Raw genomic sequence first — 24,386 nt, 5'->3', positions numbered from 1 at the left:
ACTGCGAGGGGGACCTTGTGGGAGAGTAGGACGCCGCCGGACAAATTTTGGTGAGGGGTCTGGGTTGTTGTCTTCGGACAACAACCCAGACCCCTCCTTTTTTGTGCCCGAAATGACTGATGCACCGCCGGCTGGGGACACCACGGGTCGGGGCGCGAGTCCGGCCTCGTTGGTCGTGGGCCTGCGGTGGGCGCGCGAGTGACCTGCGTGCCCTGGGGGGCCGGCCGTTGCCTGCTGAGGAGGAGGCGCCTGGGGCCGCGTCAGCGGAACTCGGCGAGGACGGGGACTTCGTCGCCTGCCTGGACGGTCGCCGTGGGGGTGCCGGGAGCGCCCACGCGCACCCGGACCCCGGCCGACTGGTGGATCGTCGCCGCTCCACGGTCCCCCCATCGGTGGCGGGCCTGCTCCACGGACCTGAGCACGGCGATGGTGGGCAGGCCGGAGGGGCCGCCGACGGCCATCAGCTCTGGGAGCACGGGGGCGGGCGCCAGCCCGGCCACCTGGTCGAGGACGCAGAGGAGTGGTGGGTCGAGCCGACCGGAGGATGACCTTGCGGCCACGCGCCGGCCGTGCTCGACCACGTCTGTCACGAGCGCGGTCAACAGCGGCGTGGTGCCGGGGTGCGTACGCAGCTCCCTGCTGGATCGCGTCTCCATGGTCTCGCCGACCACATAGATGGTTCCCCGTTCTTCGAGGAACGACTCCAGCTTGAGCGTTTCCCCTGAGGGGGGCGTACAGCAGTTGAGTACGTGGAGCTGTTGGAGGGACTCCAGGGCACGCGCCGTCAGGGCGCTGGCCGCGTCCAGCCGTTGCTCCGGGCCGGCGAGGAGGGACTCCAGGGCCTCTGCCCAGTCGGGGGCGGCGCCGCGGGCGGAACGCAGGATTCTGACGGCGTCCCGGGGCGCCTGGCCGTTGGCCCAGCGCAGCACCTGTCGGATCGGACGGTCGTCCAGTGCCGCGGCGTGGAGCCAACAGCGCAGCAGGGTGTGCGCGGTCCGCTGGAGCTGTTCGTCGGACCGCAGGGTCCGCCCCAGGGGCCGGACCGGCTCGAGCAGGCTGGAGGCCCGGGTCTCCGCGGTGGAAGGTGCCTCGCACCCCCGGACCGGTGACCAACGCAGGCGCTGCGCGACATCGGTGAGCTGGAGCGGATCGAAGACCAGGGTGGGCCCCAGCTTTTCCCGGGTGGTCCGCGAGGTGTCCACGGCTGCTGGGTCGGCGCAGGTGAGCAGGACCGGGCCGGGAGCGGTGAGCACGGCCTCTCGGACCAGCCTGGCGGCGACCCCGGTGCCTGGTGGGCCGTAGACGCAGACGGTGTCGTCCAGGCCGGCGTACAGCTCGATGCCGGTCGCCGTGTCCCGGCCGAGGTGGATTCCGTAGGCGTGGACGTCGTGCAGGGAGCGGCCGATGACAGGGATCTCCGGGCGGATGGTCCGGGCCCGGGGGAAGAGCGCCTGGGCGGAGAGCCGGTGGGCCGTGGTCCGTGGGGTGGCGGGTGTCGAGGGAAGTGGGTCGGCGCTCGGGGGGACGGGGCCGGCGGCGGGGTGAACCACGCGGGGCTCACCGACGGTCGGTGTCTCCGCGCCGCCGTGCGCGGGCCGCTGTCGCGGCTGGCCGCCCGGAGGGTGTGGGGCAGCCGAGCCTGCTCTGGCCGCACCAGCCGCTCGGGCGGCCCTGGCCTTCCGGTTGGCGGGCCGCCAGCGGTTCCAGGTGACAACGGCGAACAGGACGAGGGCCATCAGCAGGGCGACGAGCACCGCCAGGATGGTCCAGAAGGCCTGTGCCGAGGGCAGGCCCGTCACCGGGTCCGGCTGGCTCCAGGCGGCGTCGATGTCGGTCGGTTCGCTGATCAGGCTGCGCAGGGCGAGGCCCGTGTGGGCGAACGTGATGTCCGGCCAGGCGCCGTGCTGGAGCTTGCCTCCGAGCCCGGTGGCAAGCCAGATCAGGCCGACACTGCCCAACAGCGTGGCGAGGAAGCCGATGAGGGCGCCGTCGGGGACACCGCCCCCGGTGGGCTCACGGCGCTGCGGAACGGTCACCATGGCTAGGCCACCGCGTCGTCGGCCAACTCTGCGGCGGTGAGCCCGCGCTGGGTTGCCGATGCCTCCTCGGTCATGGCGCGGTCGGTGTAGACCAGGGGGCGTTCTGCCTCGCTGACCAGGTGCTTGACGACCTGGACGTTTCCGTTGACGTCCCAGACGGCGATGCCGGGGCTGAGGGTGGGGATGATCTCCACGGCCCACCGGGGGAGCCCGAGTACGTGGCCGGTGGCGCGGGCCTCGTCGGCCTTCTGCATGTAGATGGTGCGGGTGGATGCCATCTTGAGGATGGCGGCGGCCTCCTTGGCCGCGGCGCCGTCCACGACGTCGGAGAGGTGGTGGACGACCGCCACGAAGGACAGGCCGAGGCGGCGGCCGAACTTCAGCAGCCGCTGGAAGAGCTGTGCGACGAACGGGCTGTTGATGATGTGCCAGGCCTCTTCGACGAGGAAGATGCGCTTCTTGCGGTCGGGCCTGATCCACGTGTGTTCCAGCCACACACCGACGATCGCCATCAGGATGGGCATGGCGATCGAGTTGCGGTCGATGTGGGACAGGTCGAACACGATCAGCGGGGCGTCCAGGTCGATGCCCACGGTGGTCGGACCGTCGAACATGCCACGCAGGTCACCGTCGACGAGGCGGTCGAGGACCAGGGCCACGTCCAGGCCCCAGTTCCGCACGTCCTCGAGGCCGACGTTCATGGTCTCGGCCGAGGTGGCGACCGGGTGGCGCAGCCGTTCCACGATGTCGGTGAGGACGGGCTGCCGGTCGGTGACCGTGGTGTGGACGTGGGCGTGGGCCACCTTGAGCGCGAAACCGGCGCGTTCGTCCAGGCCGTGACCCATGGCGACCTCGATGATGGTGCGCAGCAGGGCGAGCTGGCCGGTCGAGGTGATGGCTGGGTCCAGGGGGTTGAGGCGGATGTTGCTGTCCAGCGCGGCCATCGGGTCGAGCCGGATGGGGGTGATCCCCAGCGCTTGCGCGATCAGGTTCCACTCGCCGACGCCGTCCTCGCCCTGGGCGTCGAGGACCACGACCTGCCGGTCGCGGAACCGGAGCTGCCGCAGCACGTAGGTCTTCTCCAGCGACGACTTGCCGTTGCCTGACTCGCCGAGGACCAGCCAGTGGGGTGCGGGGAGCTGCTGCCCGTAGAGCTGGAACGGGTCGTAGATGTAGCCCTTGCCCGAGTAGACCTCGCGTCCGATGATCACACCGGAGTCGCCCAGGCCAGGGGCGGCGGTGGGCAGGTAGATGGCCTGTGCCTGACCCGTCGAAGTCCGAACGGGCAGCCGGGTGGTCTCCACCTTCCCGAAGAGGAAACTGGTGAACGCCTCGGTGACTGCGGTCATCGGCTCGAATCCGGGCATCGGCCCCTCCTGGGGTAGCGGAATCCTAGCGGCGGATGCCGGTGGCGAACGGAAGGGTGTTGACGAAGGCGCGGTGGTGCTCGCGGTCGCACCACTCGAGCTTGAGGTAGCTCTTGCCAGCCGAGGCGCGGATGGTGCGTTTGTCACGGGCCAGGCTGTCTGGGGTGCGGGCGGACACGGTGATGTACCCGACGAGGTTGACCCCCGCGGCGCCGCTGGCGAGGTCCTCGCCGCGCTGGTCCACCCGACCGGTGTGGGCGATGTCGCGCGGGTCCACGACCTTGTTCATCTTGGCGGCCCGGCTGGCGTCCGCGTCGTCGTTGGTCTTCTCGGTGAGCATCCGCTCGATGGCCACGTCGGTGGGCTCCAGGTCCATGGTGACGGCGACGGTGCGGATCACGTCGGGCGTGTGCACCAGCAGCGGCGCCAGGAAGTTGACCCCGACGGGGGTGAGCGGCCACTCCTTGATCCACGCGGTGGCGTGGCACCACGGTTCCCTGGTGACCGACTCCCGGGTCTTGGCCTGGAGGAACTGGGGGTGGGTGGCGTCGAGTTCGGCAGGCCAGGCGTTGCGGCGGGTCATCGCCTGGATGTGGTCGATGGGGTGGTCGGGGTCGTACATCGAGTGGACCAGCGAGGAGAGCCGGGCCTGGCCGAGCGGCTGGCGGACCCGGATGTCGGCCTCGGCGAGACGGGCGCAGATGTCGGTCAGCTCGCGGGCCATGACGGCGGCCAGTCCGGCGTCCCGGGACGAGCGCGACGCCTTGGCCACGGCCTGCGCCTCAGCGGCCAGCTCCCGGTTGTAGTGCATGCAGGCGACGAGGTAGGCGCGGTGCTGTTCGCTGGAGGTGGACACCATGGACAGGAGTTGGTCGTAGGAGTCCTGGAGCCAGTGGGGGGACGACGGGTCGCCGCGCCGCTCCACGTCCTTGGCGTGGGCGTCGGGGTCGGCGGGGAGGGTGCGGGCGAGTATCTGCAGCCGGGTGACGAAGCCGTCTCCGTTGGCCACGTGCTTGAGCAGGGTGCCGAACCGGTCGACGAGGGCCTCCTGGTCCTCGGAGTCGCGCAGGCCCACGCCGGGGCCCTCGATCTCGATGGCGGCGGTGACGGTGCGGCGGTCCACGTGGAGCAGGACGGCGATCTCGTCCGGGCCGAACGGGGCGGACAGCCAGGTGACCCGGCCGATCCCCGGGGGCGGGCCGATCTCGACCTCGCGACCGTCGGACATCCGGGTGCCGGCCTCGGGCGCCCAGGTGCGCCAGGTGGCGGTTGCGGGGTTGCGGGCGGTGCGGCGGAAGCTCCGGCTGATCTCGAACCACCGGTAGAACGTGCGTCCCCGGTACGGCACGTAGACGGCCGCGAACGCCAGCATCGGGAAGCCGACCAGGCCGATGATGCGCAGCATCAGCACCGGGACGACCAGGCCGCTGATCATGCCGAGGAAGGCCCCGGCGACGATCAGCGCTATCTCGCCCGTCTCCCGGTTCTTGCCGACGATGGCGTTGGGCCTGGCCTTGCCGATCAGGTAGGTGCGGCGCGGGCTTATGGGTTGGGTGGTCACCGGTCACCTCCGGTCTTGCGGGACGTGCGTGGAGCGGCCGGCGGCTGGCCGTTGGCCGGGCCGGCGCCGCGGGACCGGGAGCCGTGCGCGGCGATTCCGGAGGACACGGCGTCGCCGCCGTTCGAGGCGGGGCGGGAGGCCTGGGCGCCCTGGGGGCGGGAGCTGTGGGTGTTGATGCCCTGCCGGAGCGTGGTGGCCGGGCTGTTGATGACGGCCTTGGCGGGGGCCTGGATGGCGGCCCTGCGGGCGTCCATGAGCTTGGACATGTCGTCGCCGAAGCCGGGGACGAAACGGTAGATCATGACGCTTGCGAAGATCGTCAACAGGATGATGGCCAGACCGGAGAAGACCGCGGAGTACGACTCGGAGTCCTCCGTGCCGGTGGTGATCGCGCCGGCGAGCCCGAGGACGATGACGATGACCGGTTTCACCAGCAGCACCGCGATCATGATGCCGGCCCAGCGCCGGACGTGTCCCCAGAGCTTCTTGTCGACGAGCCCGGAGTAGACGGCGGTGCCGAGCAGCGCCCCGACGTAGAGCAGGGCGGCGCGGATCAGCAGTTCCAGCCAGACCACCGCGGCGGCCACGATGGAGACCAGGGAGACCACGATCAGCATGATCGGGCCGCCTCCGATGTCGGAGTTCTCCGGCTCCAGTGCCTTGGCGAAGTTCTCGAAGAACAGCGTGGTGTCCGACTTGGTGCCCATCGCGATGGCCTCGGTGATCCCGTCGGTCACCCTGACCAGGGAGTAGAGGGCCAGCGGGGTGAAGGCCGAGGCGACGACGGTGAGCCAGAGGAAGCCGATGGCCTCCCCCAGGGCCTCGTGGAACGGGACGCCGCGCACCGCTCGCTTGATCACGGCGAGCATCCACAGGATCAGGGTGAGGACGGTGGAGGCGCCGAACACCACGGCGTACTGCCGGACGAAGCTGGCGTTGGTGAAGTCCACCTGGGTGGTCTCGTTGACCGCCTTGGACAACTCCTTGATCACCCAACGTGCGGCCTCGGCGCAGCCGTCGGCCAGGGACTGCAGGGGGTCCAGGGCTTCGGCGGGGGTGAGGTCGGTGTCGCCGTTGTTGTCCTGGCAGTACTGCTGGGCGGGGGCCGGGAGGTCGTCACAGTTCGACTGCTCGTTGGGGGGCGCGGAGGGGCTCGGTTCTGCGAGGGCGCGACCGACCGGGGTGGCGGCCGCGGCGAACGTCACCACACCGACCGTGAGCAACCTGCGTAGGCGCCGGCTAGCGGGCATAGGTGAACCCCCCGTACTCCTCCACGGCTCCCGCGATGTCCTCGGCACCGGCCACCGGCACGTCGCCGTCCACCGGGGCGGGCCCCTTCTGTTTGGTGTCCTTGACGACCTTCCAGTCACCGCCGGTCCAGCGCAGTTGGAAGGTGTAGGTGAACCAGTCGGTGCGGACCGGGTCCAGGGAACCGGAGCCGGCCATGCCGATCAGCCCGGTGCACCAGACGGACACCGTGGCGCCGTCCCGCTCGTACTTCTCGACCTTGGTGCCGACGGGGACGGTGCGGGAGACGAAGGTCATCCCCTCCGGGGCCTCGCCCTCGGCGTTGAGGCCGGCGTTGTCCAGGACGCGGTCGGTGAACGCCCGGTCCTGCTGGCCCTTGATCGCGGCGGTCAGCTCCGGCGCGTAGACCGCTTCGATGATCTGGTGCCGTTCGTCCTTGTTGTACATGCCGTCGGAGCCCAGGGCCACGGCGTAGTTGGCCGCGGCCGACTGGGCGCCCTGCTCGGTGCGGTCGAACCCCTTCGGGAAGCCGTTCGCGGTGGTGGTCACCGGTGGGGTGCCGGAAGGAGCCGTGGGATCGGCCGCCTGCTCCCCGCTGCGGGCGGTGCCCCCGGCACCGCCCTCGTCGGGGTCCTCGTCGTTCCCGTGGTTGATCACGGCGATCGCCAGGACCAGCAGCGTCAGCACCACCGTGGTGATGAGTAGCGAGCGCAGCGGGCGTGACCGACCCGCCGCGCTGCCCTGCTGCTCGTCCTCCGGCAGCAGGATGCGGGTGTGCGGGCCGTCGTCGCTGGACATGCTTCAGGAACCTTCGGGGGCAGGCGCTGCCGTGGTGGCCGGCACCGGTGGTCGGTGGGTAGACGGGACGGGTGGGAGGAGGAAGAGGTCAGGGCGCTATACGGCCATCCCGTAGACGATGGTGAACAGGGTCCCCAGGGAGCCGATGATGAACACCCCGGTCAGCCCGGCGATGATCAACCCCTTGCCCTGCTCCGCACTGAACGTGTCGCGTAGTGCCGTGGCGCCGATCCGCTGCTTGGCCGCTCCCCAGATGGCGATGGCCATGCAGATGAGGATGGCTACCGCCATCACGACTTCCACCATCACCCGGGCCTCGGTGCCCAGGGTGCTGAACGGCCCCCAGTCGGGGGCGATGCCCCCGATGATGACGTCGATGTCACTCTCTTCGGCACTCAGATTCATGGCTTTCACCACCTCGCTTCGATCCGGTGCTCCGCGCCGAACGCGCGAGGGCACCCTAACTATCCTGGCCCACTATCCTGATCGGAAATCCCGTCCATTGTTGTCGACTTGACGTCTTTTCTTGCTAGAACCGGTGTATGGCCCGGCTGTTGACGGCAGACTGGGGCGGTTGTGCGGGTGCGAGGCCGTTTTGTTCACTCTGTGTATCACGGTCGATTGCATAGAGCAACAGTGCGGGGAGTGGTACCCCGGGGCTCTGGCGACGCCCCTGGCGCGGGTGTTGGCGGTTGCGATGTGAGGGGCGCGGAAGCCGGTTGTGGATGCGCCCCGTGCGCCGGGGGCGCCCGCCATGGCGCGCCGACGGGAGCGGTGCCGGGCGGGTGAACGGGGTAACGACGTATCAGGCAGGGAAGGGCCGGACAGGAGGGGGCGGGCTGTGGGCGGCCGTAAGGTCTGGTACGCCGTCGGTGGAACGACGGCTTCGTTCATGGCCTTCATGGGACTCCTGGTGGTGGGCACCTACTCCGCTGCTCCCGGGGCCACGTCGGCCGACGGCCGGTCGGTCGCCCTCGCCAAGGGCACAGTACCCGCCGCCTACTCGGGTCTCGTGCAGAAGTGGGGCCGGCTGTGCGACGCCATATCGCCGCCGCTGCTGGCCGCGCAGCTCTACCAGGAGAGCGGGTTCAACCCGCGCGCACAGAGCCCGGCCGAGGCGCAGGGCATCGCGCAGTTCATCCCGAGCACCTGGGCCACCCACGGGGTGGACGGGGACGGGGACGGGGACCGCGACGTGTGGGACCCGGCCGACGCCATCCCCTCCGCGGCCTCCTACGACTGCGCGTTGGCCAAGTACGTCAGCAAGGTGCCGGGCGACCCGGTGGACAACATGCTGGCCGCGTACAACGCCGGCCCGTACCGGGTGATCGCCTCCCAGGGCGTGCCGAACATCGCCGAGACCAAGAACTACGTCAAGATCATCAGGTCGCTGGAGCAGAGCTTCGCGGCGCCGGTACGACCGGTGTCGTTCTCCAAGCAGGCGGCTGGAGCGATCTACTACGCCGAGTCCAAGCTGGGCACCCCGTACCGGTGGGGTGGGGACGGCACCCCGGAGGACGGTGGCGAGTTCGACTGCTCGGGGCTGACGAAGGCGGCGTACGCTTCGGTCGGCATCGAGCTGCCGCGGGTCGCCAACGACCAGTGGTACGCCGGCCCGCACCCCCGGCGGGACGAACTCCAACCAGGGGACCTGGTGTTCTTCGCGCACAATCTGCGTGATCCGCGGAGCATCTACCATGTGGGCATCTACGTCGGTGGCGGCTACATGATCGACGCCCCGTACACCGGTGCCGTGATCCGCTTCGACAAGATCGACTCGCCGGATTACATCGGCGCCACCCGGGTCACCGCCGAGGGGGCCGACGCGGTACCTGATCGGGCCTGAGTGTGTACAACGGGCAACCAGTCGATCACCGTTCGGTAACTTCCCGCGGTCGCGGTGAGGGAAGCGGAACGCTACGTACCGCCATGGGCGTTGTCCACGCAAGCAGGTGAACAAAGGCTGACCAGAACAGGGCTGGCGGCCTGACAGAAAGCGACGTAAGGGGTTGTGGATGGCAGAGCTCGCCTGGGACGGCTCGAACCCCGATGTCAGCCTGCTCTATGACATCAACGGTGTGGCCGAGCGCGCCCCGCACCAGGCAGACCGCGCGGTGGAGCTGATCGGTGAGTACGGCTGCCTCGGCCTGCTGTTGCTGCTCGCCCTGGGCTGCTGGCTGACAGCCCGGCGGCGGCCGGACGCCCCCGAGGCGGTGGCCGCGGTGCTGTGGGCGCCGATCGCCGCCGGTGTCGCCGTGCTCATCAACGTCCCCATCCGCGGTCTCGTGGAGCGGCCACGGCCCTTCGTGGACCACAGTGGCCTCGAGGTCCTCGTCGACGGGAAGAACGACTACTCGTTCGTCAGCGACCACGCCACGTTGGGCATGTCCATAGCCGTCGCCCTGTTCCTGGTCCACCGCAGGCTCGGCGCGCTCGCCGTTCTGGTCGCCCTGTTCCAGGGCCTCGCCCGGGTCTACATGGGGGTGCACTACCCGTCCGACGTGCTGGGCGGGTTCGCCCTGGGCACGGCGACGGCGCTGCTGCTGGCGCCGCTGGCCCTGGCGCTGCTCACGCCGGTCACCAGTGCCGTCGCCAGGTCCAGGCTGCGTTCGCTGATCACAGTCCAGGAGCGTTCCGCGGAAGGCGCGCACCGGGCGCCGCTCGGCAAGGACGCCGACCTCGCCGCCTGACCGCCGCGCCCGCGCACCCCGCGGTGCCCCCGGGCGTCAGACGGCCTGGGGGTAGCGGAACAGCCGGCCCGGGTCGTACGCGGCCTTCACCCGGGCCAGCCGGGTGGCGTTGGCCCCGTAGTAGGCCGTGCGCCAGTCTTTGAGGCCCGGGTCGGTGTAGTTCTGGTAGGCGCCGGGTCCCGCGTACGGTGCCAGCGCCCCGTGCAGGTCGTCCAGCCATTCCGTACAGCGTGCGACCACGGCACCCGCGGTGGCCGGCTCCCAGCCCGCGATGTACTGGGCCAGCAGGGCCGAGTCGCGGTGCACGAACGCCGTCTCTCCTGGCCCCACCCTGTTCACCGCGCCGCCCAGGGCGGTGAGCTGCACGCTGCCCTCACCACCCGTGGGCAGCCCGGACATCCGCTCCACCTGGGCCACCAGGGCCCGGTTGGCGGCGTCCGGCAGCGGCGTCGCCCCGAAGAAGTGCGACCGCGCCGTGTACGGCTTCTCGGTGGCGCCCGAGCAGGACGACGGCTCCGCGCAGCCGGCCATGTAGACCATCGCGTCCAGGTACGACCGGGACACGGTGGTCACCGAGGTGACCGGTCCCGCCCGGCCCACCAACCCGTCCAGTTGGCGCTCCAGCTCGGTGACGCCGCCGAGCAGCAGCCCCCCGGCGGTCACCCGGGGAGCGCCGCCGGTCGTCGTCAGCAGCGTCACGTGGGACCACAGTTCGTCGGGCGCCGCGGACGCCCACTCCTGCCAGGCGCCGAGCACGGCACGGGCCCGGGACCAGGGCCAGCTCATCCAGAACGTCGCGCAGTCGGCCGCCGGGTGGGTGCGGAAGCGGAGCGAGGTGACCACCCCGAAGTTCCCGTGACCGGCCCCGCGCAGCGCCCAGAACAGGTCGCCATGGTGGTCGGCGGACACCTCGGCGACCCGTCCGTCCGCCAGCACCACCTCGGCGCCGGTCATGCTGTCGCAGGTCAGCCCGTACGCCCGGCTCACCACTCCATGGCCGCCCCCCAGGGCGAGACCGGCGATGCCGACGCTGGGGCAGGAGCCGGCCGGTATGGTCGCCCCTCGTCCGGCCAGTTGCTGGTAGACGTCCATCAGTCTGGCGCCTGCGCCGATGGTGGTAGTCGTTCCAGACACTGATATGTCATTCATTTCAGATGTATCGATGACCAGGCCGCTGCCGGTGGACCAGCCGGCGTAACAGTGACCACCGCCGCGCACGGACAGCGCGGTGGTGAACCGACTGCCGAACCGCAGGGCCTGTCGAACATCCTCGGGCCGTTTGCAGTACGCGACGGCCGCGGGCCGGGCCGAACGGAACCTCGGGTTGTAAGGGAGGCGGGCGGTGTCGTAGTCGGGGCTGTCCGGACGCACCAGCTCCCCGTCGAGGTCCCTGGCGAGCGCCGCCCAATCAGCGGGTCCGGGCGGGCGGCGTGAGGCGGACGGGCCGGGGGAGCGGGACGGCGTCGGCCGGGGAAGGCCCGGGGAGGACGGGGAGGACGAACGGGCCGGCGCCGGGGCGCCGTCGTCACAGGCGGCGACGGGCAGCAGCGCCGTGGCGAGTCCGGCCGCCCGCAGCAGCACGGTTCTCCTCGCGGTGTCGCCGGTGTCGCTGGTGTCGTGGTCCATGCGGTGCCTCCGCGTGTGGTCGTGGGAGCCAGTGCACCGCACCGGTGTCCGTGGTGACCAGCCTCCGGCGTGCGAAGACCACGCGAAGACCGTTCAGGGGTCGGTCACGGGTCCTGGGCGGAGCGAGGTGAGGTGTTCGGCGGCGTCCCGCCGTGCCCGGTCCCGGCTGCGGCGGGCCGGCCCGGCCCAGCCGCAGCGGCAGCGGGCGGTGCAGAACGAACCGTCCTCGGTGGTCCCGGCACGGTGTGCGTCCGGTTCGGGCACCGGACCCGAGGGCTCACGAGAGGTCACGCCGGTCACCGTAACCGGGACGCGGTGGCTCCCCGCCCCCGGCCCCGCCCGTGCCCGGACACCACCCCCCCGGGGGGTGGGCGTCGCGCTGGGTAGTCCGTCGCGCCCCCTCAGTGGGCCGTGTCAAATGACCCGTCCGTGCCATGCGCGGCCGGTGTGCCGGTCCCTAGTCTGGAACCTCGGGTTCAGTGCCGTCATCGGTGACGAGGAGGTGGTGCACGTGATGTCGCCGCGTGGCGCAGGGGTCCACGACCATGTGGCCCTCGCCGAGATCGAGCTCTGCGGTGAGCTGATGATCGCGGCATCGACCGCCAGCGAGGACAGGCTCAGTCCCGCCCGGATCGACGAGGTGCTCCAGGTCGATCGCTCCGATGGCGGTCGGCTCTGCTCGGCGGCGGGGCCCTGTCAGGGGCTGGGGACCCCGTGAGGGCCCAGGGCCCCTCCTGACCGGCCCCGGCTCAGGTCCCCAGCATCCTCTTGATCGCGGCGGTCGCCTCGGCGACCTTGGCGTCGGCCTCCGGCCCCCCCTGCTCCACGGCGGCGGCCACGCAGTGCTTGAGGTGCTCCTCCAGCAGGCTCAGGGCGAACGCCTGGAGCGCCTTGGTGCCCGCGGAGACCTGGGTGAGGATGTCGATGCAGTAGACGTCGTCGTCGACCATCCGCTGGAGCCCACGGATCTGCCCCTCGATCCTGCGCAGCCGCTTGAGGTGCTGCTCCTTCTGCTTGCTGTAGCCGTGCCCGCCGGCAGCGCCGGCGGGGGCCGGTTCCGCCGCCGCTGCTGGTGTCCGCCCCGTCTGGTCCTGCGTGGCCTGCGTGTTCACCGGTTCTCCTGTCCCGCCCGCTCGGTGGATGGCCGGACCGGTGCCGGCCGGCCTCCTCGATGTGTTTCCATGGGTCTTTAGTGCGTGTGTTCCCGTTGGTGGATATCCGGGCCTTTCGTATACCCCCTATGGGTATAGGCTAGCGTGCTTCGCGGTCGAACGCCTATCTTGTGACCCGGCCCCCCGGGGGTAGTGCGACCGTGCGCGTGCGAGTGGATACGAACGGGTACATGGTGGGGGCGCGGGCACCCCGGATGGATGCGCCGCAGTTCACAGCGCCTAGCATCATGCAGACCGCATTCAAGGCAACACGGAGATTCCACGTGCGCTTCCGTCTGACCCCCAGGGAGACGAGCTTCTACGACATGTTCGCCGCGTCCGCGGACAACATCGTCACGGGCTCCAAGCTCCTCATGGAACTGCTCGGTGCGGACGCCTCGGCACGCTCCGACATCGCCAACCGGATGAGGGCCGCCGAGCACGCCGGGGACGACGCGACACATGCGATCTTCCACCAGCTCAACTCCTCGTTCATCACCCCGTTCGACCGCGAGGACATCTACTCCCTCGCGTCGTCGCTCGACGACATCATGGACTTCATGGAGGAGGCCGTCGACCTGGTGGTCCTGTACAACGTGGAGGAACTGCCCAAAGGCGTCGAGCAGCAGGTCGAGGTCCTCTCCCGGGCGGCCGAGCTCACCGCGGAGGCCATGCCGCACCTGCGCACCATGAGCAACCTCACCGAGTACTGGATCGAGGTGAACCGTCTGGAGAACCAGGCTGACCAGATCCACCGCAAGCTGCTGGCGCACCTGTTCAACGGCACCTACGACGCCATCGAGGTGCTCAAGCTCAAGCAGATCGTCGACGCCCTGGAAGAAGCGGCGGACGCGTTCGAGCACGTGGCGAACACGGTAGAGACCATCGCAGTCAAGGAGTCCTGACCGCAGTGGACCTCGTCGGTGTCATTATCGTCGTCTCCGTTGCGCTCTTCTTCACCTACACCAACGGGTTCCACGACTCCGCCAACGCCATCGCCACGTCGGTGTCCACCCGGGCGCTGACCCCGCGGGCCGCGCTGGCCATGGCCGCGGTGATGAACCTGGCCGGTGCCTTCCTCGGCGAGGGAGTGGCCAAGACGGTCAGCAAGGGCCTGATCGCCACCCCGGAAGGGGACGAGGGCCTGATCATCATCTTCGCCTCGCTGACCGGGGCGGTGGTCTGGAACCTGATCACCTGGTACTTCGGCCTGCCCTCCTCCTCCTCGCACGCCCTGTTCGGTGGACTGGTGGGCGCGGCACTCGCCGCGTCCAGCCACGTCCACTGGGACGGGGTGCTGGAGAAGGTGGTCATCCCGATGGTGGTCTCCCCGGTGATCGGACTCCTCCTGGGCTACCTGGTGATGCTCGTCATCCTCTGGGCGTTCCGCCGGGCCAACCCGCACAAGGCCAAGCGGCACTTCCGGATCGCCCAGACCGTCTCGGCGGCCGGGATGGCACTGGGCCACGGCATCCAGGACGCCCAGAAGACGATGGGCATCGTGGTGATGGCCCTGATCGCCGGCGGCTACCACGACGGCCACTCCATCCCGGTCTGGGTGAAGTTCGCCTGCGCGGCCATGCTCTCCCTGGGCACCTACGCCGGCGGCTGGCGCATCATGCGCACCCTCGGCCGGAAGATCATCGAGCTGGACCCACCCCAGGGGTTCGCCGCGGAGGCCACCGCCTCCTCGGTCCTCTACACGACCGCCTTCATCTTCCGGGCGCCGATCTCCACCACCCACATCATCACCTCGGCGATCATGGGCGTGGGGTCCACCAAGCGCTTCTCGGCGGTGCGCTGGGGCGTGGCCAAGAACATCGTCGGCGGCTGGTTCCTCACCATGCCCGCGGCGGGCCTGGTGGCGGCGCTGGCCTGGTACGCCACGGACTTCCTCGTCGGCTGAGGTGAAAGCCCCGCCCCCCGGAGGGGGGCGGGGCCGGGCTCCGCGGCAGCACCGCCATGCAGTACCGCGGAGCGGTCTGGGGGTGGGTCAGCCGAAGCGGCCTGAGATGTAGTCCTCGGTGGCCTGGACGGTCGGGTTCGAGAAGATGCGTTCGGTCGCGTCGATCTCGATCAGACGGCCGGGTTGGCCCACCGCCGCGAGGTTGAAGAACGCGGTGCGGTCGCTGACCCGGGCCGCCTGCTGCATGTTGTGGGTGACGATGACGATGGTGAAGCGTTCCTTCAGTTCACTGATCAGGTCCTCGATGGCCAGGGTGGAGATGGGGTCGAGCGCCGAGCACGGTTCGTCCATCAGCAGCACCTCGGGTTCCACCGCGATGGCCCGGGCGATGCACAGCCGCTGCTGCTGACCGCCGGAGAGGCCGGCGCCGGGCTTGTTGAGCCGGTCCTTGACCTCGTTCCACAGGTTGGCCGAGCGCAGGGACTTCTCCACCAGGGCGTCGAGCTCGCCCCGGCGGCGGATGCCGTTCAGCTTCAGCCCGGCGGCCACGTTGTCGTAGATCGACATGGTGGGGAACGGGTTGGGCCGCTGGAACACCATGCCGATGGTGCGGCGCACCGCCACCGGGTCCACGTCGGGGCCGTAGAGGTTCTCGTCGTCCAACAGCACCGTCCCGGAGACGGTGGCGTGGGGGATGACCTCGTGCATCCGGTTGAGGGTGCGCAGGAAGGTGGACTTGCCGCAGCCGGAGGGGCCGATGAAGGCCGTCACCGAGCGCGGTTCCACGGTCATCGAGATGTCCTCGATGGCCTTGGTCTTGCCGTAGTAGGCGGTCAGGCCGCTGACGTCGATTCGCTTGGCCATGATGGTGGTCTTCCTCGTCTTCGCTTCGGTGGCGTCGGAACCGGGTCAGTGCCCCGGCTTCGGCGCCTTCCACCTGGCCACGCCCCGGGCCAGCAGGTTCAGTGCCATGACCAGTGCGATCAGCACCAGCGCCGCGGCCCAGGCACGGTCGTAGGACGGCTCGTTCCCGTTCTTCCACTGCTGGAAGATGTAGAGGGGGAGCGAGTCCTGCGCGCCGTCGAAGGGGTTGGTGTTGATGGTGGCGGCGCCGTACACCAGCAGCAGGACCGGTGCCGTCTCACCGGTGATCCGGGCGACCGCGAGCATCAGGCCGGTGACGATGCCGCCGACCGCGGTGGGCAGCACGACCTTGAGGATGGTGCGCCACTTCGGCACGCCGAGGGCGAGGCTGGCCTCGCGCAGCTCGTTGGGGACCAGCTTGAGCATCTCCTCGGTGGAGCGGACCACCACCGGCATCATCAGGATGGACAGGGCCATGGACCCGGCGAAGCCGGAGAACGAGAAGTCCAGCCAGATGATCCAGAACGACAGCACGAACAGGCCGGCGACGATCGACGGGATGCCGGTCATCACGTCCACGAAGAAGGTGACGGCCTTGGCCAGCGGCCCCCGCCCGTACTCCACCAGGTAGATGGCGGTGAGCAGCCCGATCGGGGCGGAGATGAGGGTGGCCAGGGCGACCTGTTCCAGGGTGCCGAGCAGCGAGTGGTAGACGCCGCCACCGGGTTCGATGGTGGCCACGCCGTTCATCGAGTGGGTCAGGAAGTACCCGTCGAGGACCTTGGCGCCCTTGCGGATCGTGTACTCCAGCAGGGAGACCAGCGGGATCACCGCCAGGATGAAGCAGACCCACACCAGGCTGGTGGCCAGCCGGTCCTTGGCCTTGCGACTGCCCTCGACGCGGGTGGACAGCACGTGCAGGGCGCCGACGAACAGCAGTGCGGCGATCAGCCCCCACTGGATCTCACTGGTGAGCCCGGCGCCGGCGCCGATTCCGATCCCGGCGACGACCGCCCCCAGGGCGGTGGCGGCGGGGGCCCAGCGCGGCAGGCGCCGCTGGGTGAGCACGGAGGCCGGCGGGGTGACGGTGGGCTTGGTGGTGGTGCTCATGCGTTGGCCCCCGAGTACTCCTTGCGGCGGGCGATGATCAGCCGGGCCGCGCCGTTCACCAACAGGGTGATCAGGAACAGCACCAGGCCGGAGGCGACCAGCGCGTCCCGGCCGATGGGCTGGGCCTCGCCGAAGTTGGCGGCGATGTTCTGGGCGATGGTGCCGCCGCCCGGGTCGAGGATCTTCAGGGACAGCACCGGGGAGGAGGAGAGCACGGTGGCCACGGCCATGGTCTCGCCGAGGGCCCGGCCGAGGCCCAGCATGGAGGCGCTGATCACCCCGGAGCGGCCGAACGGCAGGACCGCGGTGCGGATGACCTCCCAGCGGGTGGCGCCGAGCGCCAGCGCGGCCTCCTCGTGCATCCGCGGCACCTGGAGGAACACCTCGCGGCTGACGTTGGTGACGATCGGCAGGATCATCACGGCGAGCAGCACGCCGGCCGTGAACAGGTTGCGGGGGGTGACCCCGGTGCTGGTCTGGTCGAAGACGTGGGTCCAGCCCAGGTACGCGTCGAGCCAGGTGGTCAGCCCGATCATGTGCGGCACCAGGAACAGCGCCCCCCACAGGCCGTAGACGATGCTGGGCACCGCGGCGAGCAGGTCGATCAGGTAGGCGACCGGCTGGGCGATGCGGCGGGGCGCGTAGTGGGAGACGAACAGGGCGACCCCCACCGCGATCGGCACCGCGATGATCATGGCGATCAGGGCGCTGACCACGGTCCCGAACGCGATCACGGCGACACCGAAGACCGGCGGCTCGGCGTTGGGGGTCCACTCGAAGGTGGTGAGGAAGTTGCCCTCGTTCTTCCCCAGGGCGTCCACGGCGCGCAGGGTCAGGAAGCCGGCGATGGCCGCCATCACGGCGAGCAGGACGATCCCGGAGCCGCGGGCGGCCCCGCTGAACACCCGGTCCCCGATGCGGACCCTGCCGCGGCTCTCGGTCGGGGGCGGAGCGGGCCGGTCGGTGGGCGGTGGCGTGCCGCCGGTGTCCGGCTGGTTGTCCCGTGGTTCCTGGCCGAGGGGCGGTCCCTGGGGCCGGTCGGGCCGGCCGGAGGGCGGTGGAGCGGGCTCGGCCCGGGGTGATATTCGGGGTGGCGACGTATCCATGGCCTTCTCCGGTCTGGGCGGAGCCCGGTGGGGGAGGGCTCCTGGCGGCGGTGCACCGGACGTGTGGGGGTGGGGGACGGGGCGGTGGGCCCCGTGGGGCCCGGCCGGCCGGCGCGGTGGGTGCGCGGCCGGCCAGGACCGGTGGTGGGTCAGGACAGGGTCGGGATGACCTTGCGGACCTTCTCCGCGACCTCGGTGGGCAGCGGGGCGTAGCCCTTGTCGGCGATCGACTGCTGGCCGGCCTCGCTGGCGGTGTACTCCAGGAACGCCTTCACGGACTTGAGGGTGTCGCTGTTGTTGCCCTTGTCGCAGACGATCTCGTAGGTGACCAGCGAGATCGGGTAGGCGCCCGCGGCCTTGGTGTCGTAGGCGACCTCCATCGCGAGGTCGTTGCCCTGACCGACGATCTTGGCCTCGGCGATGGCCTTGGAGGCGGCCTCGGTGCTGGCGACGATCGGCTCACCGGCACCGGTGTCCAGCGCGACGGTCTTGATCTGGTTGGCGTCGGCGTAGGAGATCTCGAAGTAGCCGATCGAGCCCTCGGCCTGCTTCACCTGGGCGGCGACCCCGGAGGAGCCGTCGGCGGACTGGCCGCCCTTGGCCGGCCACTTCTTGTCGGCCTCGTACGACCAGGCGTCCGGCGCCGCGGCGCTCAGGTACTGCAGGAAGTTCTTGGTGGTGCCGGAGTCGTCCGAGCGGTGCACGGTCTGGATCGGGGTGGACGGCAGGTCAACGCCCGGGTTGAGGTCCTTGATCGACTGGTCGTCCCACTTCTTGATCTTCGAGTCGAAGATCCCCGCCATCGTCTTCGCGTCCAGGACGAGGTTGTCCACGCCCTTGAGGTTGTAGCCGACCGCGATCGGGCCGACCACCATCGGCAGGTTGATGCCCTGGCCGGAGTCGCAGACCTCCTTGGACCGCTCGACCTCCTCGGGCTTCAGCGCGGCGTCGGAACCGGCGAACGCCACCTTGCCGGCCAGGAACGACTCGATGCCCGCGCCGGAACCGTTGGCCTGGTAGTTGATCGTGGTGCCAGAGCACGCGGCCTGGAAGTCCTTGACCCACTGGTCCATCGCGTTCTTCTGCGCGCTGGAGCCGGCGGCGAGGAGCTCACCCTTGTCGCCACAGGTGACGTCGGCAGCGTTGGCGGCCTTGGTGGGGTCCCCCTGGTCCGTGTCCGAGTTGTCGTCAGAGCCGCACGCCGCGAGCGTCAGCGAGGTGACGACCGCCACGGCGCCGAGGGCCAGGCCCCTGGAACGGCCGATGCGCTGGAGCTTCACTGTGTGTCCCCTTTTAACTGGATAACCCCTGAACTGCCGGGGCTCTAGCATGATCCAACAACCGGTCCGGTCGCTGATACCGATGACGCTAGGTGGGGGAGGTGAAGGGGCTCATGGCTCTGGGTGAACGCGGAGTGAACCGTGCCTTTCATCAGGTCGTACTACTTTCGGGTGGGAATTGGGCACGGTCCGGGTCTCGTGCGGTCCCCGCCCCGCCGCTCACACCGCTGACGGTACCGACCGCTGCCACAACCGGCTGAACGCGTACCGGGCCGCCTCCACCTCCTGGCGCTGGTCGGCGTGGAGCACGCCCAGGGCGTAGGCGGTGGACGGGGCGATCCGCGGGGTGCGGGCCGCCTCGGCGGCGGTCGCCGCGGCCTCGGCGGCGTCCCGGTGCAGGCCGAGGACGGCGGCGAGCTGGTCCAGGTGCTGTTGTTCGACGGTCCCGGACGCCCCCTCGTACACCTCCAGGGCGCAGCGGCTGAGCAGGGCCAGGGACCGCACCCGGTGCCAGACGGCGTCCTGCCACGGGTCGTCCCCGTCCGCCGTACCGGGGGCGGACCGGTCGGCTGCCGCGGTGCTCGGCCCCGCGGGGCCGGGCGCGGAGCCGGTGGGGCCGGGTGCGGAGGCGGGGCGCAGCGCGGCGAGCAGCGCCTCGCCGTTGTACGCCGTCGCCGCCCGCGCGAGGGGCAGGGCGCGCACCGCCTCGTCCAGCCGGTGCCGGGTCGCCCCGGCCAGCGGGGGGAGCACCTCGGCGGCGGGCTCCCCCGCGGACCCGGTCAGCGGCACCTCGGAGGCCAGCACGGCCACCGCGTCGGCCAGGGCGTGGAACCTGGCCGAGCCCAGGGCCCGCAGGGCGGCGCTGTGGCCGCGGCTGCGGGCCAGGGTGAGCTGCCGGTCGAGCAGCGCGCCGGCGCGGACGGCTCCCGCGGCGGGCAGTTCGCTGTCCGCGGCCCCACCCAGCCGGCGCAGGGCACCGAGCAGCCGGTCGAGCCGGGCCGCGTGCCGCTGCTCCCGCCGGACCTCGGTGACCAGCCAGGTCAGCTCCTCGCCCAGCGCCGAGGCCCACTGCGGGTCGGTGAGTGGCTGGTACGCGTGCAGCGCGCCACCGATGCGACGGGCGGCCCTGGGCAGCGCCAGCAGGGCCTCCGGTTCGTCGTCCTCCCGGCGGCGCAGCGCGCGCAGGAACGCCGAGGCCTGGTCGTTGAGGTAGCGGGCGAGCACGACGCCGGCCGGAACGACCGCGGTGCGACCCGTGGACCCCGGTGGGGCGGCCGGGTCCGGCGAGGTCGTCGGGAGGGAACGGGGGACGGTGCCGCGGGACGGGGCGGAGGAGGGAACGGGTGCCCGCGCCTCAGGGCGTCGCCGGCGCACGTCGGCGCCTCCTCGCCTCGATGAGGTGCTCCTGGAGCTGGCGGAGCGGGCGGCCTTCGGCGTCGGAGTCCCGGCGCGTCCAGCCGCCGTCGGGACCCAGGTGCCACGACGCGGTCCCGTCGGAGGTACCGAGCTGCATCAGGTGGTTGAGCGCGGTCCTGTGGGCCGGATCGGTCACCCGCACCAGGGCCTCGATGCGGCGGTCGAGGTTGCGGTGCATCATGTCGGCGCTGCCGATCCACACCTCGGGCTCACCCGCGTTGCCGAAGATGAAGATCCGGGAGTGTTCCAGGAACCGCCCCAGGATGCTGCGCACCCTGATGTTCTCCGAGAGCCCGGGGACCCCGGGCCGCAACGCGCAGATGCCGCGCACCCAGACGTCGACCGGTACGCCGGCGCGGGAGGCGCGGTACAGGGCGTCGATCACCGTCTCGTCCACCATGGAGTTGACCTTGATCCGGACGTAGGCGGGGCGGCCGGCGCGGTGGTGCGCGATCTCCTTGGTGATCCGGTTGACCAGGCCGTCGCGCAGGGAGCGCGGGGCGACGAGCAGCCGGCCGTAGACCTCCCGCCGGGAGTACCCGGACAGCCGGTTGAACAGGTGGGAGAGGTCGGCGCCGACCTTCGGGTCGGTGGTGAGCAGCCCGAGGTCCTCGTAGAGCCGGGCCGTCTTGGGGTGGTAGTTCCCGGTTCCGACGTGGGAGTAGCGGCGGAGCTGGTCGCCCTCCTGCCGCACCACGAGCGACAGCTTGCAGTGGGTCTTCAGGCCCACCAGGCCGTAGACGACGTGGCACCCGGCCTCTTCCAGCTTCCGGGCCCACTTGATGTTGGCCTGCTCGTCGAAACGGGCCTTGATCTCGACCAGCACCAGCACCTGCTTGCCGGACTCGGCCGCGTCGATCAGCGCGTCCACGATGGGGGAGTCCCCCGAGGTGCGGTACAGCGTCTGCTTGATCGCCAGCACGTCCGGGTCGGCGGCGGCCTGCTCCAGGAACGCCTGCACCGAGGTGGAGAAGCTGTCGTAGGGGTGGTGCAGCAGGATGTCCCGTTCGCGCATGGCGGCGAAGACGTCGGGCGCCGAGGCGCTCTCCACCTCGGCGAGGTCGTAGTGGGTCCTGGCCACGAACTTGGGGTACTTCAGCTCGGGCCGGTCCAGGACGGTGATGCCGAACAGGCCGGTCAGATCCAGCGGCCCGGGCAGGGGATAGACCTCGGCGTCGGAGATCTTCAGCTCCCGGACCAGCAGGTCGAGCACGTCCGGGGCGATGGTCTCCTCCACCTCGAGCCGCACCGGTGGCCCGAAGCGCCGCCGCATCAGCTCCTTCTCCAGCGCCTGGAGCAGGTTCTCCGCGTCGTCCTCCTCGACCTCGAGGTCCTCGTTGCGGGTGACCCGGAAGGTGTGGTGGGCCAGCACCTCCATCCCGGGGAACAACTCCTCCAGATGGGCGCCGATCACGTCCTCCAACGGGACGTAGCGCTGCGGGGACGCCTCGTAGAAGCGGGAGAGCAGCGGGGGCACCTTCACCCGGGCGAAGTGCTTGTGCCCGCTGACCGGGTTGCGGACCACCACGGCCAGGTTGAGGGAGAGCCCGGAGATGTACGGGAACGGGTGCGCGGGGTCCACCGCGAGCGGGGTCAGCACCGGGAAGATCTGCTGGCGGAAGAGGGAGAACAGCCGGGACTGCTCCTTCTCGGTCAGTTCGTTCCACCTGATGACCTCGATGCCCTCGGCGACCAGCTCGGGCGCGACGTCGTTGGTGAAGCACGCGGCGTGTCGGGCCATCAGCTCGCGGCTGCGCGACCAGATCTGTTCCAGCACCTCACGGGGGCGCAGTCCGGACGCGGAGCGCTGGGCGACGCCGGTGGCGATCCGGCGTTTGAGGCCGGCCACCCGGACCATGAAGAACTCGTCGAGGTTGTTGGCGAAGATCGCCAGGAAGTTCGCCCGCTCCAGCAGCGGGGTCCGCGGGTCCTCGGCGAGTTCGAGGACGCGCTCGTTGAACGCCAGCCAACTGCGCTCACGTTCCAGGAAACGGCCCTCGGGCAGCGGCTCGGAGTCGTCGGTCACCTTCCGGGGCCCGTTCCTCGACGGCTCGGGTTCGGGCGCCGCGGCACCGCGCTGGGGTGGACCGACCGGGACGGGGCCGGCCGAGGTGCCGGCTGCGGCGGGGCGGGTCATCGCGGGCAGCTCCTCAAGGCGTGCGGCGGGCCGCGGGCCCCGGTGGGCACGCTCGGCCAGCACGTGGTCACTCCCATTGTCCGCCCGCGCGACGCCGTCGCGCGTGCGGTGGGCGCTGGGCACCGGAGAGGGCCACCGGGTTCCGGCGGGCCGCGGACGGCCGGGTGCGGAGGCGGCTACGGGCTGCATCCGGTGATGCTCGCAAGCGCGTGTGAACCGCTGGTAACGGCGACGTGTCACCGAGGGGAGCGGGAGGGAGCCGTCGGGGGTCCCCCTCCCTGCCCCGGTCCGACCAGGTCCCCGGTGTGATCAGGTCCCCGGTCCGATCAGGTCTCCGTCCGGTACATCAGGTCCACCTCGTGCACGGAGAAGCCGAGCCGCTCGTACAGGGCGACGGCGGCCACGTTGTCGGCGTCCACGTAGAGCATCGCCGTGGGCTGGGTACGGGCCAGGTGGCGCAGTCCGATCACGGTGAGCGCCCTGCCGAGCCCGGTGCCCTGTTCCGCCGGGTCCACCCCGACCACGTACACCTCGCCCAGCCGTTCCTCGGCGTGGACCTTGGTCCAGTGGAACCCGACGACCCGGTCGTCCCGGACCGCGAGGAAGAACCCCTCGGGGTCGAACCAGGGCTCGGCCATCCGGTCGGACAGGTCGGCCGGGGTCCAGGCGCCCTGCTCCGGGTGGTGGGCGAACGCCGAGGCGTTGACCGCCAGCCACGCCGCCTCGTCCCGGCCGGGCTGGAAGGTGCGTACGGTCACCCCCGGCGGGAGCGTCGGCTCCGGCAGCGGCGGACCGCCGTCCAGCGGACGACGCAACTGGCGCAGCTCCCGGAAGAGGGAGAGGCCGAGCGCCCCCGCCAGGTGCCGGGCCGCGGGGCGCCCCCCGTGGGCCCACACCCGCAGCCGCTTCCCCGAGTCGCTGAGCAGGGCCCGGCCCAGGGCCCGGCCGTGTCCCCGGCAGCGGAATCCCGGGCGCACCACCAGTTCGGCTGCGGGTGGCTCCACGGGATCGGTGTCCTCCAACTGGGCGTAGGCGACGAGTTCGCCGTCCTGGTGCACCAACAGGTGCCGCACTCCGTCCCGGCGCCGGCGCAGATGGAGCCGGCCCTGCTCGGAGACGGGTGAGGATCCGTCGTTGGCGGCGGCCTCGTCGATCAGCTTGGCGACAGACCTGGCCAGGTCGGGTGACAACTCGTCACGGGTCTCGATGTCGCGAGTGGGTGCTGGACGTGCGCTCATGGGATGAGCCTACGTGCGCGTCCCGTCCGGACCACGGAAGGATGAGCGCGCGGACGCCCGCGCGAGCTGACGTGATCACGCTGGAACCGGCTGAGCTGCGAGAACCGCGGTCGGCGTCCCGCGCGGTCACTGGTGGTGCCTGGCCCCCGCCCCGTCTCCTGCCGCGCCCGGGGTGGGTCACGCGGTGCCGAGGACCATCCACTGCTCGGGGTTGGGCAGGGGCCGGAAGCCGACCCTGGCGTACAGGCCGTGGGCGTCGCCGGTGACCAGCACCACCCGCTTGAGGCCCAGGGGGGCCAGGTGGTCACGCACCGCCTCGACCAGCGCGACGCCTATGCCCTCACCCCGCGCCTCGGGCGGGACGTACACGTCGCACAGCCAGGCGAAGGTCGCGTGGTCGGTGACCACGCGGGCGTAGCCGATCTGGGTGCCGTCGGGTGCGTAGGCGCCGAAGTTGAGGGAGTGCTCCACTGATCGGGCCACGGCGTCCGGGGAGCGGCCGCGGGCCCAGTAGGCGTCGGTGGACAGCCACCGGTGGACGGTGCCGACGTCGAGCCGTGCCGGGTCGGTGGAGATCTCGAACATGCCGGGACCCTATCCGGGGAGGCGGCCGACCCGGGCCGGGTTTTCCGCGGGCGGTGCCCCGGCCCGGCGCGGCGACCCCGGCGTGGGACCCGGGGCCGCCGCGGGGCCGCCGCGAAGACGGGGCGTCAGACCAGACCGGCGCGGCGCAGGGCGTCGGCCAGGGCACCGCCGGAGTCCTGGGACCTCGGGGCGGGCGGGCGGCGGTTGCCCCGTTGACCACGGTTGCCCCCGCCCCGGTCGCCCCGGTCGCCCCGGTCGCCCCGG

The 24,386-nt window shown here is 71.0% G+C and carries 22 protein-coding genes; 5 read left to right on the top strand and 17 right to left on the bottom strand.

Annotation, left to right across the window (positions count from 1 at the left end):
- Positions 1 to 260: 260 nt before the first annotated feature.
- From A3IG_RS30970 to A3IG_RS0123150, 6 genes are all read right to left on the bottom strand, one after another.
- Complete coding sequence (locus A3IG_RS30970; protein ID WP_018385984.1) at positions 261 to 2,039, bottom strand: type IV secretory system conjugative DNA transfer family protein; 1,779 nt, start codon at positions 2,037 to 2,039, stop codon at positions 261 to 263.
- A 2-nt stretch (positions 2,040 to 2,041) separates the two neighbouring features.
- Positions 2,042 to 3,406 carry an ATP-binding protein gene (locus tag A3IG_RS0123170; RefSeq protein WP_018385983.1) on the bottom strand — a complete coding sequence of 455 codons (1,365 nt, stop codon included), beginning with the start codon at positions 3,404 to 3,406 and terminating at the stop codon, positions 2,042 to 2,044.
- Positions 3,407 to 3,431: 25 nt separating this feature from the next.
- Positions 3,432 to 4,967, bottom strand: a complete 1,536-nt coding sequence (locus A3IG_RS0123165; protein ID WP_018385982.1) for an SCO6880 family protein — start codon at positions 4,965 to 4,967, stop codon at positions 3,432 to 3,434.
- On the bottom strand, positions 4,964 to 6,217 hold the full coding sequence (locus A3IG_RS0123160; RefSeq protein ID WP_026220579.1) for a membrane protein: 1,254 nt from the start codon (positions 6,215 to 6,217) through the stop codon (positions 4,964 to 4,966). The genes A3IG_RS0123165 and A3IG_RS0123160 overlap by 4 nt, the downstream gene beginning before the upstream one ends.
- Positions 6,207 to 7,013, bottom strand: a complete 807-nt coding sequence (locus tag A3IG_RS0123155; RefSeq protein WP_018385980.1) for a hypothetical protein — start codon at positions 7,011 to 7,013, stop codon at positions 6,207 to 6,209. Before A3IG_RS0123155 ends, A3IG_RS0123160 begins: the two co-directional genes overlap by 11 nt.
- Positions 7,014 to 7,109: 96 nt before the next feature.
- Positions 7,110 to 7,418: a hypothetical protein gene (locus A3IG_RS0123150; RefSeq protein ID WP_018385979.1), complete on the bottom strand. Its 309-nt coding sequence runs from the start codon at positions 7,416 to 7,418 to the stop codon at positions 7,110 to 7,112.
- 487 nt (positions 7,419 to 7,905) lie between these two features.
- On the opposite strand from A3IG_RS0123150, the gene A3IG_RS0123145 reads away from it, so the two are divergent.
- Together A3IG_RS0123145 and A3IG_RS0123140 are read left to right on the top strand one after the other, a co-directional pair.
- Positions 7,906 to 8,859 carry a C40 family peptidase gene (locus A3IG_RS0123145; protein ID WP_051087611.1) on the top strand — a complete coding sequence of 318 codons (954 nt, stop codon included), beginning with the start codon at positions 7,906 to 7,908 and terminating at the stop codon, positions 8,857 to 8,859.
- A gap of 169 nt (positions 8,860 to 9,028) precedes the next feature.
- The gene (locus tag A3IG_RS0123140) at positions 9,029 to 9,703 is read left to right on the top strand and encodes a phosphatase PAP2 family protein (RefSeq protein ID WP_018385977.1); all 675 of its coding nucleotides are present in this window, start codon (positions 9,029 to 9,031) and stop codon (positions 9,701 to 9,703) included.
- Positions 9,704 to 9,739: 36 nt separating this feature from the next.
- Here the strand turns inward: A3IG_RS0123140 and A3IG_RS0123135 are convergent, their stop codons facing one another.
- Both A3IG_RS0123135 and A3IG_RS30965 read right to left on the bottom strand, forming a co-directional pair.
- Positions 9,740 to 11,329 (bottom strand): FAD-binding oxidoreductase, encoded by a 1,590-nt coding sequence (locus A3IG_RS0123135; RefSeq protein ID WP_018385976.1) that lies wholly within the window; start codon positions 11,327 to 11,329, stop codon positions 9,740 to 9,742.
- 93 nt (positions 11,330 to 11,422) lie between these two features.
- Positions 11,423 to 11,620: a hypothetical protein gene (locus tag A3IG_RS30965; protein ID WP_051087610.1), complete on the bottom strand. Its 198-nt coding sequence runs from the start codon at positions 11,618 to 11,620 to the stop codon at positions 11,423 to 11,425.
- A gap of 223 nt (positions 11,621 to 11,843) precedes the next feature.
- Here A3IG_RS30965 and A3IG_RS30960 point away from each other — a divergent pair, with 223 nt between their 5' ends.
- A complete protein-coding gene (locus A3IG_RS30960) occupies positions 11,844 to 12,047 on the top strand; it encodes a hypothetical protein (protein WP_051087609.1) in 204 nt (67 codons plus the stop codon).
- A gap of 31 nt (positions 12,048 to 12,078) precedes the next feature.
- Here the strand turns inward: A3IG_RS30960 and A3IG_RS0123120 are convergent, their stop codons facing one another.
- On the bottom strand, positions 12,079 to 12,441 hold the full coding sequence (locus A3IG_RS0123120) for a metal-sensitive transcriptional regulator (RefSeq protein ID WP_018385973.1): 363 nt from the start codon (positions 12,439 to 12,441) through the stop codon (positions 12,079 to 12,081).
- A gap of 323 nt (positions 12,442 to 12,764) precedes the next feature.
- Here A3IG_RS0123120 and A3IG_RS0123115 point away from each other — a divergent pair, with 323 nt between their 5' ends.
- Positions 12,765 to 13,385 (top strand): DUF47 domain-containing protein, encoded by a 621-nt coding sequence (locus A3IG_RS0123115; protein WP_018385972.1) that lies wholly within the window; start codon positions 12,765 to 12,767, stop codon positions 13,383 to 13,385.
- 5 nt (positions 13,386 to 13,390) lie between these two features.
- Positions 13,391 to 14,386, top strand: a complete 996-nt coding sequence (locus tag A3IG_RS0123110) for an inorganic phosphate transporter (RefSeq protein WP_018385971.1) — start codon at positions 13,391 to 13,393, stop codon at positions 14,384 to 14,386.
- 87 nt (positions 14,387 to 14,473) lie between these two features.
- Here the strand turns inward: A3IG_RS0123110 and pstB are convergent, their stop codons facing one another.
- The 8 genes from pstB to A3IG_RS0123070 form a co-directional block, all read right to left on the bottom strand.
- The gene (gene pstB, locus A3IG_RS0123105; protein ID WP_018385970.1) at positions 14,474 to 15,250 is read right to left on the bottom strand and encodes a phosphate ABC transporter ATP-binding protein PstB; all 777 of its coding nucleotides are present in this window, start codon (positions 15,248 to 15,250) and stop codon (positions 14,474 to 14,476) included.
- 45 nt (positions 15,251 to 15,295) lie between these two features.
- Entirely contained in the window at positions 15,296 to 16,360 is a 1,065-nt protein-coding gene (pstA, locus tag A3IG_RS0123100; RefSeq protein ID WP_018385969.1) for a phosphate ABC transporter permease PstA, read from the bottom strand.
- Complete coding sequence (gene pstC, locus A3IG_RS0123095; RefSeq protein WP_078500868.1) at positions 16,357 to 17,466, bottom strand: phosphate ABC transporter permease subunit PstC; 1,110 nt, start codon at positions 17,464 to 17,466, stop codon at positions 16,357 to 16,359. The genes pstA and pstC overlap by 4 nt, the downstream gene beginning before the upstream one ends.
- A gap of 149 nt (positions 17,467 to 17,615) precedes the next feature.
- Complete coding sequence (pstS, locus tag A3IG_RS0123090; protein WP_018385967.1) at positions 17,616 to 18,746, bottom strand: phosphate ABC transporter substrate-binding protein PstS; 1,131 nt, start codon at positions 18,744 to 18,746, stop codon at positions 17,616 to 17,618.
- Positions 18,747 to 18,965: 219 nt separating this feature from the next.
- Positions 18,966 to 20,120, bottom strand: coding sequence for a CHAD domain-containing protein (locus tag A3IG_RS30955; RefSeq protein ID WP_018385966.1), 1,155 nt, complete (start codon positions 20,118 to 20,120; stop codon positions 18,966 to 18,968).
- On the bottom strand, positions 20,101 to 22,299 hold the full coding sequence (locus tag A3IG_RS0123080) for an RNA degradosome polyphosphate kinase (protein ID WP_078500870.1): 2,199 nt from the start codon (positions 22,297 to 22,299) through the stop codon (positions 20,101 to 20,103). The genes A3IG_RS30955 and A3IG_RS0123080 overlap by 20 nt, the downstream gene beginning before the upstream one ends.
- Positions 22,300 to 22,625: 326 nt before the next feature.
- The gene (gene mshD / locus A3IG_RS0123075; protein ID WP_026220577.1) at positions 22,626 to 23,537 is read right to left on the bottom strand and encodes a mycothiol synthase; all 912 of its coding nucleotides are present in this window, start codon (positions 23,535 to 23,537) and stop codon (positions 22,626 to 22,628) included.
- Positions 23,538 to 23,714: 177 nt separating this feature from the next.
- Entirely contained in the window at positions 23,715 to 24,122 is a 408-nt protein-coding gene (locus A3IG_RS0123070; RefSeq protein ID WP_018385963.1) for a GNAT family N-acetyltransferase, read from the bottom strand.
- Positions 24,123 to 24,386: the final 264 nt, after the last annotated feature.

It is taken from the genome of Wenjunlia vitaminophila DSM 41686, assembly GCF_000380165.1.
Taxonomy (GTDB): domain Bacteria; phylum Actinomycetota; class Actinomycetes; order Streptomycetales; family Streptomycetaceae; genus Wenjunlia; species Wenjunlia vitaminophila.
Note: the sequence above shows the minus strand (reverse complement) of the source record. Positions and strands in the feature narration are given on the sequence as shown.

Excerpts from the sequence above, each read along its gene's own strand:
- A3IG_RS0123150 (WP_018385979.1), bottom strand. The coding sequence starts at position 7,418 with ATGAATCTGAGTGCCGAAGAGAGTGACATCGACGTCATCATCGGGGGC.
- pstC (WP_078500868.1), bottom strand. The coding sequence starts at position 17,466 with ATGGATACGTCGCCACCCCGAATATCACCCCGGGCCGAGCCCGCTCCA.
- pstA (WP_018385969.1), bottom strand. The coding sequence starts at position 16,360 with ATGAGCACCACCACCAAGCCCACCGTCACCCCGCCGGCCTCCGTGCTC.
- A3IG_RS0123140 (WP_018385977.1), top strand. The coding sequence starts at position 9,029 with ATGGCAGAGCTCGCCTGGGACGGCTCGAACCCCGATGTCAGCCTGCTC.
- A3IG_RS0123160 (WP_026220579.1), bottom strand. The coding sequence starts at position 6,217 with ATGCCCGCTAGCCGGCGCCTACGCAGGTTGCTCACGGTCGGTGTGGTG.
- A3IG_RS30970 (WP_018385984.1), bottom strand. The coding sequence starts at position 2,039 with ATGGTGACCGTTCCGCAGCGCCGTGAGCCCACCGGGGGCGGTGTCCCC.
- A3IG_RS0123135 (WP_018385976.1), bottom strand. The coding sequence starts at position 11,329 with ATGGACCACGACACCAGCGACACCGGCGACACCGCGAGGAGAACCGTG.
- A3IG_RS0123145 (WP_051087611.1), top strand. The coding sequence starts at position 7,906 with ATGGCCTTCATGGGACTCCTGGTGGTGGGCACCTACTCCGCTGCTCCC.
- A3IG_RS30960 (WP_051087609.1), top strand. The coding sequence starts at position 11,844 with ATGTCGCCGCGTGGCGCAGGGGTCCACGACCATGTGGCCCTCGCCGAG.
- A3IG_RS0123170 (WP_018385983.1), bottom strand. The coding sequence starts at position 3,406 with ATGCCCGGATTCGAGCCGATGACCGCAGTCACCGAGGCGTTCACCAGT.
- A3IG_RS0123155 (WP_018385980.1), bottom strand. The coding sequence starts at position 7,013 with ATGTCCAGCGACGACGGCCCGCACACCCGCATCCTGCTGCCGGAGGAC.
- A3IG_RS0123070 (WP_018385963.1), bottom strand. The coding sequence starts at position 24,122 with ATGTTCGAGATCTCCACCGACCCGGCACGGCTCGACGTCGGCACCGTC.
- mshD (WP_026220577.1), bottom strand. The coding sequence starts at position 23,537 with ATGAGCGCACGTCCAGCACCCACTCGCGACATCGAGACCCGTGACGAG.
- pstB (WP_018385970.1), bottom strand. The coding sequence starts at position 15,250 with ATGGCCAAGCGAATCGACGTCAGCGGCCTGACCGCCTACTACGGCAAG.
- A3IG_RS0123080 (WP_078500870.1), bottom strand. The coding sequence starts at position 22,299 with ATGACCCGCCCCGCCGCAGCCGGCACCTCGGCCGGCCCCGTCCCGGTC.